This window comes from Dinoroseobacter sp. PD6, assembly GCF_028807315.1.
GTDB classification, from domain to species: domain Bacteria; phylum Pseudomonadota; class Alphaproteobacteria; order Rhodobacterales; family Rhodobacteraceae; genus Dinoroseobacter; species Dinoroseobacter shibae.
In genome coordinates this window covers 356,806-369,116 of sequence record NZ_JARAMN010000004.1, presented here as the reverse complement: position 1 = coordinate 369,116, position 12,311 = coordinate 356,806, and the positions used below count along the sequence as shown (strand labels likewise).

Annotated in this window: 16 protein-coding genes and 1 other RNA gene; 5 read left to right on the top strand and 12 right to left on the bottom strand. The window is 68.1% G+C overall.

Annotated features, from left to right (window positions below; translation table 11 throughout):
- Positions 1-116 precede the first annotated feature (116 nt).
- On the top strand, positions 117-1,403 hold the full coding sequence (guaD, locus tag PVW48_RS09895; protein ID WP_274581210.1) for a guanine deaminase: 1,287 nt from the start codon (positions 117-119) through the stop codon (positions 1,401-1,403).
- Between the two features lie 178 nt (positions 1,404-1,581).
- Here the strand turns inward: guaD and PVW48_RS09890 are convergent, their stop codons facing one another.
- From PVW48_RS09890 to PVW48_RS09875, 4 genes are read right to left on the bottom strand one after another with little or no spacing between them, the layout of a single operon-like run.
- Entirely contained in the window at positions 1,582-2,040 is a 459-nt protein-coding gene (locus tag PVW48_RS09890; protein WP_274581209.1) for a CAP domain-containing protein, read from the bottom strand.
- Positions 2,037-3,377: an 8-oxoguanine deaminase gene (locus PVW48_RS09885; RefSeq protein WP_274581208.1), complete on the bottom strand. Its 1,341-nt coding sequence runs from the start codon at positions 3,375-3,377 to the stop codon at positions 2,037-2,039. The genes PVW48_RS09890 and PVW48_RS09885 overlap by 4 nt, the downstream gene beginning before the upstream one ends.
- A complete protein-coding gene (hisN, locus tag PVW48_RS09880) occupies positions 3,374-4,195 on the bottom strand; it encodes a histidinol-phosphatase (protein WP_274581207.1) in 822 nt (273 codons plus the stop codon). The genes PVW48_RS09885 and hisN overlap by 4 nt, the downstream gene beginning before the upstream one ends.
- A gap of 58 nt (positions 4,196-4,253) precedes the next feature.
- A complete protein-coding gene (locus PVW48_RS09875; protein WP_012179436.1) occupies positions 4,254-4,625 on the bottom strand; it encodes a helix-turn-helix domain-containing protein in 372 nt (123 codons plus the stop codon).
- 352 nt (positions 4,626-4,977) lie between these two features.
- Here PVW48_RS09875 and PVW48_RS09870 point away from each other — a divergent pair, with 352 nt between their 5' ends.
- A complete protein-coding gene (locus PVW48_RS09870) occupies positions 4,978-5,937 on the top strand; it encodes an NADPH:quinone oxidoreductase family protein (RefSeq protein ID WP_274581206.1) in 960 nt (319 codons plus the stop codon).
- A gap of 240 nt (positions 5,938-6,177) precedes the next feature.
- Complete coding sequence (locus PVW48_RS09865) at positions 6,178-6,570, top strand: cupin domain-containing protein (RefSeq protein ID WP_274581205.1); 393 nt, start codon at positions 6,178-6,180, stop codon at positions 6,568-6,570.
- A gap of 198 nt (positions 6,571-6,768) precedes the next feature.
- Here PVW48_RS09865 and PVW48_RS09860 read toward each other — a convergent pair whose 3' ends face one another.
- Positions 6,769-7,623 (bottom strand): LysR family transcriptional regulator, encoded by an 855-nt coding sequence (locus PVW48_RS09860; protein WP_274581204.1) that lies wholly within the window; start codon positions 7,621-7,623, stop codon positions 6,769-6,771.
- A gap of 125 nt (positions 7,624-7,748) precedes the next feature.
- On the opposite strand from PVW48_RS09860, the gene PVW48_RS09855 reads away from it, so the two are divergent.
- Complete coding sequence (locus tag PVW48_RS09855; RefSeq protein ID WP_012179439.1) at positions 7,749-7,967, top strand: DUF1127 domain-containing protein; 219 nt, start codon at positions 7,749-7,751, stop codon at positions 7,965-7,967.
- A gap of 179 nt (positions 7,968-8,146) precedes the next feature.
- Positions 8,147-8,869, top strand: a complete 723-nt coding sequence (locus PVW48_RS09850) for a Bax inhibitor-1/YccA family protein (protein ID WP_012179440.1) — start codon at positions 8,147-8,149, stop codon at positions 8,867-8,869.
- A gap of 69 nt (positions 8,870-8,938) precedes the next feature.
- Here the strand turns inward: PVW48_RS09850 and PVW48_RS09845 are convergent, their stop codons facing one another.
- The 7 genes from PVW48_RS09845 to PVW48_RS09815 all read right to left on the bottom strand — a co-directional run bounded on the left by PVW48_RS09845 (position 8,939) and on the right by PVW48_RS09815 (position 12,256).
- Positions 8,939-9,451 carry a hypothetical protein gene (locus PVW48_RS09845; RefSeq protein ID WP_274581203.1) on the bottom strand — a complete coding sequence of 171 codons (513 nt, stop codon included), beginning with the start codon at positions 9,449-9,451 and terminating at the stop codon, positions 8,939-8,941.
- A gap of 39 nt (positions 9,452-9,490) precedes the next feature.
- Entirely contained in the window at positions 9,491-9,652 is a 162-nt protein-coding gene (locus tag PVW48_RS09840) for a hypothetical protein (RefSeq protein ID WP_274581202.1), read from the bottom strand.
- A gap of 81 nt (positions 9,653-9,733) precedes the next feature.
- Entirely contained in the window at positions 9,734-9,901 is a 168-nt protein-coding gene (rpmG, locus tag PVW48_RS09835; protein ID WP_012179442.1) for a 50S ribosomal protein L33, read from the bottom strand.
- Between the two features lie 132 nt (positions 9,902-10,033).
- Positions 10,034-10,522 carry a PAS domain-containing protein gene (locus PVW48_RS09830; RefSeq protein ID WP_274581201.1) on the bottom strand — a complete coding sequence of 163 codons (489 nt, stop codon included), beginning with the start codon at positions 10,520-10,522 and terminating at the stop codon, positions 10,034-10,036.
- A gap of 77 nt (positions 10,523-10,599) precedes the next feature.
- Positions 10,600-10,983, bottom strand: an RNA gene (gene rnpB, locus PVW48_RS09825) — RNase P RNA component class A.
- Positions 10,984-10,994: 11 nt separating this feature from the next.
- Positions 10,995-11,624, bottom strand: coding sequence for an N-acetylmuramoyl-L-alanine amidase (locus tag PVW48_RS09820; RefSeq protein WP_274581250.1), 630 nt, complete (start codon positions 11,622-11,624; stop codon positions 10,995-10,997).
- Between the two features lie 62 nt (positions 11,625-11,686).
- Positions 11,687-12,256 carry a hypothetical protein gene (locus PVW48_RS09815; protein ID WP_274581200.1) on the bottom strand — a complete coding sequence of 190 codons (570 nt, stop codon included), beginning with the start codon at positions 12,254-12,256 and terminating at the stop codon, positions 11,687-11,689.
- Positions 12,257-12,311 lie beyond the last annotated feature (55 nt).

The following is a 12,311-nucleotide window of genomic DNA, read 5'->3' as shown; positions in this document are numbered from 1 at the left end:
TGCCGGGGTCATTGCGATCTGGGCAAACCATAGCCCCCGCGCACCCGAATGGCGAGGGAGCGGGCCGGGGAAATTTGCAGATTTACCTCGCGCGGCAGCGCTCCTAGGCTGCGCGGATGGACGATTTCCTGCTGTTGGGCCAGACCCTCGCCTTCACCGACAATCCCCTGCGCTGCCCCTGGGCGGACTGCGTGCGCACCGAGCGGCATGGTGGCCTGCGCGTGACCGGCGGGATCATCACCGCACTGGGTCCGGCCGAGGTGCTGCGCGCCGCGCACCCGGCCCTGCCGGTGGTCGATCTGGGCGCGGCGCTGATCCTGCCGGGCTTCGTCGATGCCCATGCCCATTACCCCCAGACCGCGATGATCGCGAGTTGGGGCAAGCGGCTCATCGACTGGCTCGACACCTATACCTTCCCCGAAGAGCTGCGCTTCGCCGATCCGGACTATGCCGCCAGAAGCGCGGCGCGGTATTTCGACCTGACCCTGTCCCACGGGACCACCACGGTCTGCAGCTATGCCACCGTGCATCCCGCAAGCGTGGAGGCCTATTTTGTCGAGGCCCGGCGCCGGGGCCTGCGGGCGCTTGCTGGCAAGACCTGCATGGATCGCAACGCCCCCGAGGGGCTGCGCGACACCCCCCAGACTGCCTATGACGACAGCAAGCGGCTGCTGGAGCGCTGGCACGGGGTGGATCGGCTGTCCTATGTGATCACGCCGCGGTTCTCCCCCACCTCCAGCCGGGACCAGCTCGCCGCCCTCGGCGCGCTCTATGCCGAGCATCCCGACTGCCTGATGCAGACCCACATCTCCGAGCAGACCGACGAGATCGCCTGGGTAGCGGAGCTGTTTCCCGAGGCGCGCGATTATCTCGACACCTACGAGGCGGCAGGCCTCCTCGGCCCGACGGGCCTCTTCGGCCACGCGATCCACCTCACCGCGCGGGAGCGAGACCGGCTGGCAGAAGTCGGCGCGGCGCTGGTCCATTGCCCGACCTCGAACAGTTTCATCGGCTCTGGGCTCTTCGACATGGCCGGGCTCGCGTCCCGCTGCCCGGTGGGGCTGGCCACGGATACCGGGGGCGGGTCGAGCTTTTCCATGCTGCGCACCATGGCGGCGGCCTACGAGATCGCGCAGTTGCGAGGGATGGCCCTGCACCCGGCGCAGTTGTTGTGGCTGGCCACCGCCGGGTCGGCGGAGGCGCTGCGGCTCGGCCACCGGATCGGACGGCTCGCGGTGGGGATGGAGGCGGATCTCGTGGCGCTGGATCTGGCCTCCACCCCGGCCATCGCCCAGCGCGCGGCGGAGGCGGAGGACCTGTGGGAGGCGGTGTTCCCGACGATCATGATGGGCGACGACCGGGCCGTGGCCGGGGTCTGGGTGGCTGGGGCACGGGTGAGCTGAGAACGTACGCCGCGCGGCGCGTTAACTTGTCAGGTTTTGCACCGCGCTGCGCGCGTCGAGCTGGTGGGTATTGCGCCGCGCGGCGCGCGTCGCCGGGGCGGGGGCGCTGCCCCCGCACCCCCGGAGTATTTTTACACAAATGAAGAGGAAAACGCCTGGGGAGAGGTGCGGCGGCAGCTCAACAGGCCCGGGCCAGGGTCAGCACCCAGATGTTTCCGGGTCCGCGTCCGGCCCCGGCGGCGCGGGGGTTCGGGCTGAGCATGTTGGACCGGTGACCTTCGGAGCGGGTCCAGCTTCCGAGAACGCTGCCCGCGTCCGGCTGCCCCTTGGCCAGGTTCTCCGCCGCATAACAGGCGTCGTAGCCCGCCGCCCGCATCCGGCGCAGCGGGGTGGAGCCATCTGGCGCCCTGTGGTCGAAATAGCCTTTTTGCGCCATGTCGGCGGCATGGGCCATGGCCGCCGCCGACAGCGCCGGATCTTCGGCCAAGGCTGCCACGCCGACGGCCGACCGCGCCTCGTTCACCGCGGCGATCAGATCCGGCGCGGGCAGCGCGCGGCTCGGCCCGGGTTGCGTCGGCGCCTGCGGCGCGCTGCAGCCCGCCAGCCCCAGCGCCAGAGCCCAAAGCGCCCGCCTCATGCCATCAACCTCGCCAGGCGGCGGGCTTGCTCCGCCGCCAGCGCCCGGGCATCCCGATGCACCAGTTGCCCCGCACGCACCACCGCGCGTCCCTCGACCAGCAGGTCGCGCACACGCCCCGGCCCCGACAGCAGCAGCGCCGCCACCGGGTCCCAGGCGCCGGCTGCCTCCAGCCCCGACACGTCCCAGATCGCCAGGTCCGCGCGCTTGCCCAGCGCCAGCTGGCCCAGATCGTCGCGACCCAGCACCTGCGCGCCGCCGCGCGTGGCGATCTCCAGCATCTCGCGCGCCGCCATGGCATCCGCCCCGGTCTGCACCCGCTGCAGCAGTAGCGCCATGCGCGCCTCGGCGATCAGGCTGCCCGCGTCATTCGATGCCGACCCATCTACGCCCAGCGCCACCGGCACGCCCGCATCCCGCATCGCCCGCACCGGCGCGATGCCGGAGCCGAGCCGACAGTTCGAGCACGGGCAATGGGCCACCCCGGTGCGCGACCGGGCGAAAAGCTCGATCTCCGCCGCATCGAGTTTCACGCAATGGGCATGCCAGACATCCGGCCCGGTCCAGCCCAGATCCTCCGCGTACTGGCCCGGACGACAGCCGAACTGCGCCTCGGAATAGGCGATGTCCTCGACGTTCTCGGCCAGATGGGTGTGCAGCCGCACACCCTTGTCCCGCGCCAGCAGCGCCGCGTCGCGCATCAGCTCCCGGCTGACCGAGAAGGGCGAGCACGGCGCCACCCCCACCTGCACCATCGCCCCAGGCGACGGGTCGTGGAAGGCGTCGATCACCCGGATGCAATCCTCGAGAATCGCCGCCTCGTCCTCCACCAGCGCGTCGGGGGGCAGACCGCCCGCGCTCTCGCCGATGCTCATGGCGCCGCGGGTGGGATGAAACCGCAGCCCGATATTGGCCGCCGCCTCGATCGTATCCTCCAACCGCACGCCGTTGGGATAAAGGTAGAGGTGATCCGAACTCAGCGTACAGCCGGTCAGCGCCAGCTCCGCCAGGCCTACCTCCGCCGACACCCGCATATCCTCCGGCCCCATCCGCGCCCAGATCGGATAGAGCGCCTTCAGCCACCCGAAAAGCAGCGCGTCCTGCGCCGCGGGCACCCCCCGGGTCAGGGTCTGGAAAAGATGGTGATGGGTGTTGATCAGCCCCGGCGTCACCACGCAGCCCGCCGCGTCGATCACCTCCGCCCCGTCCGTGGCCAGTCCCGGCCCGATCTCGGCGATCACCCCGTCCCGCAGGCGCAGATCGCACTCGGGCAGCTCACGCCGCGCGTCGTCCATGGTGACCAGCACCCGGGCATTCCGAACCAGGATCTCGGTCATGCCGGCACCTTGCGCAGGATCTCCAGGGCGGCGGCATGCACCTCCGGCCCGCCCGCCGCCAGCACCCGGCCCCCGCCATGGGCCGGACCGCCCTGCCAGTCGGTGACGATCCCGCCCGCGGCCTCGATCACCGCGATGGGCGCGCAGATATCATAGGGTTGCAACCCGGCCTCGATCACAAGGTCGATCTGCCCCGCCGCCAGCAACCCGTAGGCATAACAATCCATCCCGAACCGCGTCAGCCGACAGGCCCGGGCGACGGCCTCGAACCCGGCGCGCTCCGCCGCGGTGCCGATCTCGGGAAAGGTGGTGAAAACCGTGGCCTCGGACAGGCCCGCCACCCGGCGCGTGGCCAGCGGCAAGCTGCCGTGCGGGCCGTCGAGGCGCGCGCGTCCGGCGCCGCCCATGAACCGCTCGGCCGTGTAGGGCTGGTCGATGATCCCGATCCGCGGACCGTCGCGATCGCTCAGCGCGATCAGAACGCCCCAGGTGGGTGTGCCGCTCATATAGGCCCGGGTGCCGTCGATCGGATCGAGCACCCAGGTCAGGCCAGATGTCCCCGCCTGCGCGCCGTACTCTTCGCCGAGAATGCCGTCATCGGGCCGTTCGACCGCCAGCAGATCGCGCATCGCGCGCTCCGCCGCCCGGTCCGCCTCGGTCACGGGATCGAACGCGGCCACCCCAGCCTTGTTCTCGATCCCGAGCCCGTGCTGCCGGAACTGCGCCAGGGTCGGACCCCGTGCTGCCTGCGCAAGAGCCTCCGCGACCTGCCACAGCCGGTCCGCCGGAAAGCCCCACTCTTCGCCTGTCTTGCCCATCGGGTCCGCTCCGCGATGTTTCCACCGCGCTACAGACCGCCCCGGGTCAGGTCAAGCCTCAGGCCGCGTCGCTGAGCACGCGCGCCAGGTCGAACAGGCGGCGGCGCTGGGTCTCGGGGATCGCGTAGTAGGAGCGGACGAGCTCCAGCGCTTCCTTGTCCGACAGCAGGTCGCCCGGCATGTCGATATCGTGGGTCTGGGCCACCTGTGCCGCGCCCAGCCCTTCGAAGAAGAAGCTCACCGGCACACCAAGGGAGGACGCGATTTCCCACAAACGAGACGCACTGACCCGGTTCATCCCGGTTTCGTACTTCTGGATCTGCTGGAATTTGATCCCCACCTTGTCGGCCAGTTGCTGCTGGGTCATGCCCACCATCCAGCGACGGTGCCGCACACGCTTGCCCACATGGACATCAACGGGATGTTTCATTGAACGCTCCTTTTCTCCTGAGGGTTTAACAAGCAAGAACCATGCCAAGCTCGCCAACCTTGGAAAAAAATTCCCGAAACCAACTACAAACGGCGACTCGCCCTGAGAAAATGTACCAGTTCTGAAATGCCAAGGTGCTAACGCGGCGCGCCCCAAGCGGGTTATCGCCGGTCGGTACGAGTCGCCCTATAGGTGTTTCGCATTTTGCATTGCATTTTGCAATACATCTCTAGGTAGATTCCCGTTTTGCGCATTTGCCGCCCGCAAGCACGCCCGGATCGTCGCGGCCACGGCGCTGGCTGTCGCCCCAGCGGCGGGCTAGGGTGCCGCCAACCCTGACCCGGAGACCCCGATGCGCGCCTTTCGCACCCATGCCCATGATGCCCCCCCCGCCCTCGAAGACATCCCCGTCCCCGATCCCGGCCCGGGGGAGTTGCGCCTGCGGATCGCGGCCTGCGGGCTGAATTTCGCCGACCTTCTGATCGCCAGGGGCCAGTACCAGGAGCAGCCGCCCCTGCCCCTCACCCTGGGGATGGAGGTCGCAGGCACCGTGGACGCGCTCGGCCCCGACACGACCGGGCCGGCGCCGGGCACCCGCGTCGCGGTGTTCGGCGGGCAAGGCGGGCTGGCCGAGTACGGCGTCTTTCCGGCGGCCCGCTGCGTCCCGCTGCCCGACGGCATGCCGGAGACCGAGGCGGCGGGCTTCCAGATCGCCTATGGCACCTCCCACCTCGCGTTGAGCCACACCGCACGGCTGCAACCGGGCGAGACGCTGCTGGTGCTCGGGGCTGCGGGCGGCGTCGGGCTGACGGCGGTGGAAATCGGCAAACTCATGGGCGCCACCGTCATCGCCAGCGCCCGCGGCCCCGCGAAACTCGACCAGGCGCGCAAGGCCGGGGCCGACCACTTGGTCGACAGCGACACCGACGACCTGCGCGAGGCGGTCAAATCCCTGGGCGGCGCGGACGTGGTCTATGACCCGGTGGGCGGGGCGGCCTTCACCGAGGCGCTCCGCGCCTGCAAGCCCGAGGCGCGTATGCTGTTGATCGGCTTTGCCTCCGGCGATCTGCCCGAGATCAAGCCCAACCACCTGCTGGTCAAGAATGTCTCGGTGCAGGGCTTTTACTGGGGCGGATTTCTCAAGTTCAACCCGACCGCCCTCACCGACAGCCTGGCGCAGCTGTTCGACTGGTACGCCCAGGGCCGCCTCAAACCCCATGTCAGCCACACGCTCCCGCTCGACCGGGCGGCGGAGGGGCTGGAGCTTCTGCGCAGCCGTCGCTCCACCGGCAAGGTCGTCATCACCCCCTGACACAGCCTCCCCGGCCCCGCACCCGATGCCCGCACGCCGCGCCCAAGCCCCAGATGACAGCCCCCACCCCAAACGCCCCCGCACCCCTCGACCGCCTGGCGCACGCTGATGTTCTCGGCGTAGGTCGCGGACTCCGACGACTGTGCAACTCGCCGCACGATGCCTGAAAGGCCAATCTTGGAGCTTGTTTCTTGACGCCTCCGCAGGCCAGACTCAGCCAGCGCTCACGGGGGAAAGCTCATGAAAGAAACGATCTTGCCAGCAGTGGCCGACGCGAAATCTCCAGCCGGAGCTGATATTCGTTTCATAATGGATGGGACTACAGGGAATATGATCCACAGCACCGTTCCGCCTGGTCGAATCAATCGAGCGACTATCCATGAAACGGTTAGCGAATTCTGGTATGTACTGGAAGGTGATGGCGAAATCTGGCGGCGCGACGCTGAGCAGGACCGGGTGACGCAGCTCGTGCCGGGTGTCTCAATCGATATTCCCGTGGGAACAGCGTTCCAATATCGAAACGTCGGAGAAGTGCCGTTGAAATTCATTTGCATTTCCATGCCCCCATGGCCGGGTGATCACGAGGCCTCTCACCTTGAAGGACCATGGCAGCCCAACGTGGGCACATCTTAGGAGCGTAGCGCCCTTCTTCTCGGCCCAGAAGCCGTCTGTCATTCAGTTAGCACAAAGCGTAAAGGTCAGCGCGCGGCCTGGGTCACCGCATCCTACGCGACCAGCTGACGTCAACAAATCCCCAACGCCCCAGCCCTCGACCGTTTACGCGACACGCACCAGAGGCACGCCAGGGACACGCGCCTCAACGGCCCGGCATCACAGCTGCGCATAGGCCTGCCGCACCAGCCCCGCCAGCGCGTCGCGCACCGGATCCTGCCCGCCCTTGTGCCCATAGAGCACGATCTTCTTCGTGGTCAGCTTGGGCAACTCGCCCCCATGGGCGATCCGCTCCAGATGGGCGGGCTCGGTGCCCTCCAGCACCGCATGCACCCCCATATCCGCCGCGACGATCGGCTCGATGGTGCGCGCCGATTCCGCCTGCACCCGCATGGTCCACTCGATCCCCGCCGCATCCAGCGCCCGCTGCACGGAATCGCGAAACAGGCAGCTCTGCTCGAAGGCCAGCGGCAGCGGCCGCTTGCGCCAGGCCTGACCGCCAACCGCCCCCAGCCAGATCAACGGCAGCTCCACCAGCGCCTCGCCGCCCGGGCCTGCCGCATCCTCCGTGGTCAGGATCAGATCGCAGCTCCCATCGGCCAGGTATTCCTTAAGCTGCACCGTGAAGCTGGAAATCAGATCGACCCGCACCCGTGGAAATTCCTGCGTGAACCGCGCCAGCACCTGCGGGATCGCCGGATAGACGATGTCGTGGGGCACGCCCAGCGCGATCTGCCCCTCGAAGGCATGATCCGTCATCCGCGCATAAACCTCGTCGTTCAGCGCCAGCATCCGCCGGGCATAGGACAACAGCTGATCGCCCGTGGGCGTCAACGCCACCCCCCGCCCCGTCCGGTCCAGAAGCGCCAGCCCGAGGTTCTCCTCCAGCCGCTTGAGCTGCATGGATACCGCCGATTGCGTCAGGTTCAGCATCCCCGCCGCCTTGGTCACGCCGCCGGATTCCGCCACGGACACGAAAGAGCGCAGGGCCGTCAGGTCGAGATTACGTGGCATCCATCACATTCCTTGAACTAAGCTATCACAATCATTCGTTTCAAAAATCTATCATGCTGCGCCATATACATCAACGTACTCGATACAAGGCGCTCCACCCATACGATTCCGGAAAGGAAAGACCCATGCCCGCACACACCCTCTCCCGCCCGATCCGCGGCCAGGCCGCCCTGCCGTCGCTGTCCCGCCGGGCCCTGTCCGCGCTTGTCGGGCTGTGGCGCACGCGGCGGGCGCTGCGCGATCTCGACGACCGGATGCTGCGCGACATCGGCGTCTCCCGCAGCGAGGCCCTGACCGAAGCCCGGCGCCCGATCTGGGACGTGCCCACCGGCTGGCGCCGCTGATCCGGCAAAAACCTGCGCGAAAAACACGCATTTTTTCCCAGCCCGTGTAAAAATTGAGAAAATCGCAGGCCACCCGGGGCCGATTGTCCCGGGTGAACCCTTGAAAATGCGCCCTCCTTGGCCAATATTTAGCCCAACCGGGCCGCGCCATCGGTCCGTTCTTTTTCAAGGAGGGTTCTATGGCACAATATGACACGATCCGCACGGCCGGCGCAGGCGTGCGCACCGCGCAGATCGATGAGGGCCTGCGCGCCCATTTCAACAAGGTCTACGGCCTGATGTCCGTCGCCATGGTGCTCACCGGCGCCGTGGCCTGGGCGGTCGGCACGAACGAAGCCATGCTCGCCGCGATCTTCGCAACCCCGATGAAGTGGGTCGTGATGTTCGCGCCGCTCATCATGGTCTTCGCCTTCTCGGCCATGATCAACAAGATGTCCGCCGCCGCGGCCCAGGTGTTCTTCTACACCTTCGCGGCCGCCATGGGCCTGTCGATCAGCTTCATCTTCGCGGTCTATACCGGCGTCTCCATCGCCTCGACCTTCCTCGTGACCGCGATCGCCTTCGCATCGCTCAGCCTCTTCGGCTACACCACGAAGAAGGATCTCAGCAGCTGGGGCCGCTTCCTGTTCATGGGCGTGATCGGCCTGATCGTGGCTTCGATCATCAACCTCTTCCTCGGCTCCCCGGCGATCGCCTTCGCCGTGTCCAGCCTCGGGGTGCTGATCTTTGCCGCCCTGACCGCCTACGACACGCAGCGCATCAAGACCGAGTATATCGAGCATGCGCAGTACGGCGACCAGGAATGGCTGAACAAGTCCGCCATCATGGGCGCGCTCAGCCTCTACATCAACTTCATCAACCTGTTCATGTTCCTGCTGCAGTTCCTCGGCAATCGCGAGTAACCCCAGCGACAGGCAGACACAGGAAAGCCGGCCCTCGGGCCGGCTTTTTCGTTGCGCACGCCAACTTGCTCAAAGGCAGCTCAACGCCGCCGCATAGCGCGCCCCGCTCTGCCAGACCGGCCCCGTGGCGCTGCACAGGGTCACCGAGGGTGCAAGCGACTTGAACGCTTCCGACAGATCGAAGGCCGCCGCCCCGTCCGTCACCGTGCCGACGAGGAAGTCCTGCCCGTCATAGCGCACCTGGGCCACGTCCAGAATCTCTCCGCTGACCTTCATCGCCACGCCGGGCGCGGCGCTGCCCGCCTCCATCGCCCGCGCCGCCGCCAGATCGGACGAGACCGGCATGCCGTCGCCCGAACTGAACGCGTAGCGCGGCGCCGGTTCCACGTAATCGGCAATCGCCGCCTGCTCCGCCCGCTTGGCCGCGATTGCCGTGCTGGTGGCCCCGACCGGGTGCTTGTCAAACGCCTCCGGCGGCGGTGGCGCGCAGGCCGCGAGCAGCCCGGCAACGGGCAAGGCGAGACAGGGATAGATGCGGCGCATGGGCGGGCCCTCCGGGTTGAAACCGCACCACAGCACCATGCAAAAACGGCAGCCCCAAGGCGCAGCCATGGCAAAACCTCACGGATCGCGCCGCATCTGCACCGCCGGAACCCCGATCTTCGTCAGGCCAGGCGGCCCCGACGGGCCACGCACCGCCCGCGGGCCCAAGGCCGCGTAAAACGGCACCGCCATCAGGGTCGAGACCGCCTCGCTCCGCGCGATCCGCGCCATGGCAATCACGCGCTGCCTGTCCCCCCCCGAAAATGCGAAAGCCGCGCTCGGAGGCGCGGCTTGTCGGGTCGGATCGCAAGGGCGGGCAGATTACTTGATCTTGCCTTCCTTGTATTCCACGTGCTTGCGCGCGACCGGGTCGTATTTCCGCACGACCATCTTCTCGGTCATAGTGCGGGCGTTCTTCTTGGTCACGTAGAAATGGCCGGTATCCGCGGTCGAGTTGAGGCGGATCTTGATGGTGGTCGGCTTCGCCATGTCGCGGTCTCCTGGCAGAATGGGCGGGCGAGAGTCGTCCCACGACCCCCGAACAGATTGAACCCCGGCTTTTACCGGCACCCGCGCGGCTGTCAACCGCGATTCGACACCGATCCCGCCGCGCGCCGGTGCCTATCCGGCCCGGGACCGCATATGGGCCACGCGCCGCGCGGCCGTGATTTCGCGCAGCGCCACCAGAACCGCCGACTTGCGCGCCGGACCCGTGCCCGTCTCGCCCAGGGGCAAGGGGCTCAGCACCGCCTCCCAGAACTGGGCACTGCCCGGATCGGGCATCCGCGAGATCTGGATGGTCAGTTCGCGCAGCTCGGTCACCGCCATCTCCAGCGCGCCCAGCGCCAGGGGCCGGCTCTCCTTCGGCCACAGGGAGGTCCAGCGCGCCCCGCGCAGATCGTCGCCGCCGGGGAACGCATCCGCGCCGGACACCGCCAGGATGGTGCCGTTGTCACTGATCAGAAGCAGGCTCTGCCCCAGCTTGGCGGCCATCACATCCAGCAGGCCGTGCACGAAGCTCAGATGGATGGATTCGCTCTTGGTCGAGGTCGCAGGATCCAGCGCAAACAGGCCCGAACGCGGACCAAAATTGCCGGGGATGTCTTCCATTCTGTCCTCTCGGGCTGCTGGACAGGATGGAGTGTAACACAAAACTGACAGTTTGACAGTCTAAAAAAGTTTACAGTATGCGCGGAGGGGCCTGTAAGCCGGATTCTGTCCCGGGGGCGGACCCCCGTGGATGACCATTCCTCTGGGCGACCGATTGCCCGGCCGCTCTAGCTGCCAACCCGGACCTCTGGGCTGAAGCGGCCCCGCGCCTTGCGACGCGACGAGGTCCCTATTTGGCATTGCTCCCGGTGGGGCTTGCCGTGCCGGGGCTGTTACCAGCCCCGCGGTGGGCTCTTACCCCACCGTTTCACCCTGACCTGCCCTGTGGCAGGCGGTCTGTTCTCTGTGGCGCTTTCCGTCGGATCGCTCCGCCCGGGCGTTACCCGGCACCGTCTCTTCGTGGAGTCCGGACTTTCCTCTCGAACCGAAACATCGGCCCAAGCGGCCATCCAGCCCCCCGCGCCCGGTGGACCTAGCCCGAGACAGGCGGCGGGTCAACGGGCCAGCGCGCGGCCAGGTCCGCCGCAAGCCCCATGTCCTCGGGCGCCAGTGGCCCCGTCGCCCCGGGCCGGAACCGCGCCCGGAAGGCCGCAAGCCGGGTCTCCGCGTCCACCTCCGCCGTCATCCCGAACCGGGCGAGGTCCGCTGCGAAACGCGCAGGATCCGGCGCCGCGCCCGCCGCCGCCCCCTCGGGCCAGATCGACAGCCCCCGCCGCGCCAGCCGTCGCCAGTCGAACCGCGGGCCGGGGTCGATCTTGCGGCCCGGGGCGAGGTCGGAATGCCCGATCACCCCTTTGCGCGGGATGCCATGTCGCGTGAGTATATCGCCCAGCAGCCCCTCCAGCGCATCCATCAGCGGCGCGCTGAACGGGCTGGTCCCGTCATTGTCCAGCTCGATCCCGATCGATGCGGAGTTCACATCCGTGCAGCCGCCCCAGGCCCCCGCCCCCGCGTGCCAGGCGCGCAGATGCTCCGGCACCAGCCGCATCACCGCCCCGTCCCGGGCGATCACGTAATGGGCCGAGACCTGCGCCCGGGGCGCACAAAGCCAGTCCGCCGCCCCCTGCGCATCCGCCATCGCGGTGTAATGCAGCACCACCAGCCGCGGCACCGCCCCGTCCCGGCGCGGCCCGCAATTGGGCGAGCGTTGCTCGGCAATGGGGATCAGTTGCGCACCGCCATCCGGAACGGCGTGGGATCCCAGCCGCAGGCATAGCCGTCACCATCGGGGTCCAGACCGCGGCGATCCCGCTCCGGCCCGCCGCCCTCCAGGAACACCTGCTGGGCCTCGTTCGGGTTGGAATAGCGGTTGCAGTTGCTCCCCGAGCCCATCCGCAGGGTCGAGCGCGGATAGACCGCCCGCCCCACCGGATGCGACGTGGCCAGCGCGAACTCCACGATTGCCGCAAGGTCGCCCGAGGGCCGCTCCGGCAGCGCGGTGGGCTGGATCACCTGGAACATCTCGCGTTGCGCGGCGAGACGCTGCTGGTCGGCCTCGATCGAGACCCGGTCCGATACCGCGTCGAAATCGTTCTCGTCGGAGATCCCCGCGCCCCGGCGCAGCAGATCCGGGTCCGGCGCCACCGCCGCCGCGCCCTCGGCCACCACCGGCGTGCCGTCCTCCGCGAACGCCATCGGCTGACCGCTGACAAGGGCCGCATCCCGCGCCCGTTGCTCCGCGGTCATCACGTCGTTCGGCGGCACCGAGCTGCAGCCCGCCACAAGGACCAGCAAGCCCCCCCCAATCAAACCGGATAAACCGCGCATTTCCAAAGACCTCTGATCAGCG

Coding starts and splice junctions, on each gene's coding strand:
- guaD (WP_274581210.1), top strand. CDS start 117: ATGGACGATTTCCTGCTGTTGGGCCAGACCCTCGCCTTCACCGACAAT.
- PVW48_RS09890 (WP_274581209.1), bottom strand. CDS start 2,040: ATGAGGCGGGCGCTTTGGGCTCTGGCGCTGGGGCTGGCGGGCTGCAGC.
- PVW48_RS09885 (WP_274581208.1), bottom strand. CDS start 3,377: ATGACCGAGATCCTGGTTCGGAATGCCCGGGTGCTGGTCACCATGGAC.
- hisN (WP_274581207.1), bottom strand. CDS start 4,195: ATGGGCAAGACAGGCGAAGAGTGGGGCTTTCCGGCGGACCGGCTGTGG.
- PVW48_RS09875 (WP_012179436.1), bottom strand. CDS start 4,625: ATGAAACATCCCGTTGATGTCCATGTGGGCAAGCGTGTGCGGCACCGT.
- PVW48_RS09870 (WP_274581206.1), top strand. CDS start 4,978: ATGCGCGCCTTTCGCACCCATGCCCATGATGCCCCCCCCGCCCTCGAA.
- PVW48_RS09865 (WP_274581205.1), top strand. CDS start 6,178: ATGAAAGAAACGATCTTGCCAGCAGTGGCCGACGCGAAATCTCCAGCC.
- PVW48_RS09860 (WP_274581204.1), bottom strand. CDS start 7,623: ATGCCACGTAATCTCGACCTGACGGCCCTGCGCTCTTTCGTGTCCGTG.
- PVW48_RS09855 (WP_012179439.1), top strand. CDS start 7,749: ATGCCCGCACACACCCTCTCCCGCCCGATCCGCGGCCAGGCCGCCCTG.
- PVW48_RS09850 (WP_012179440.1), top strand. CDS start 8,147: ATGGCACAATATGACACGATCCGCACGGCCGGCGCAGGCGTGCGCACC.
- PVW48_RS09845 (WP_274581203.1), bottom strand. CDS start 9,451: ATGGTGCTGTGGTGCGGTTTCAACCCGGAGGGCCCGCCCATGCGCCGC.
- rpmG (WP_012179442.1), bottom strand. CDS start 9,901: ATGGCGAAGCCGACCACCATCAAGATCCGCCTCAACTCGACCGCGGAT.
- PVW48_RS09830 (WP_274581201.1), bottom strand. CDS start 10,522: ATGGAAGACATCCCCGGCAATTTTGGTCCGCGTTCGGGCCTGTTTGCG.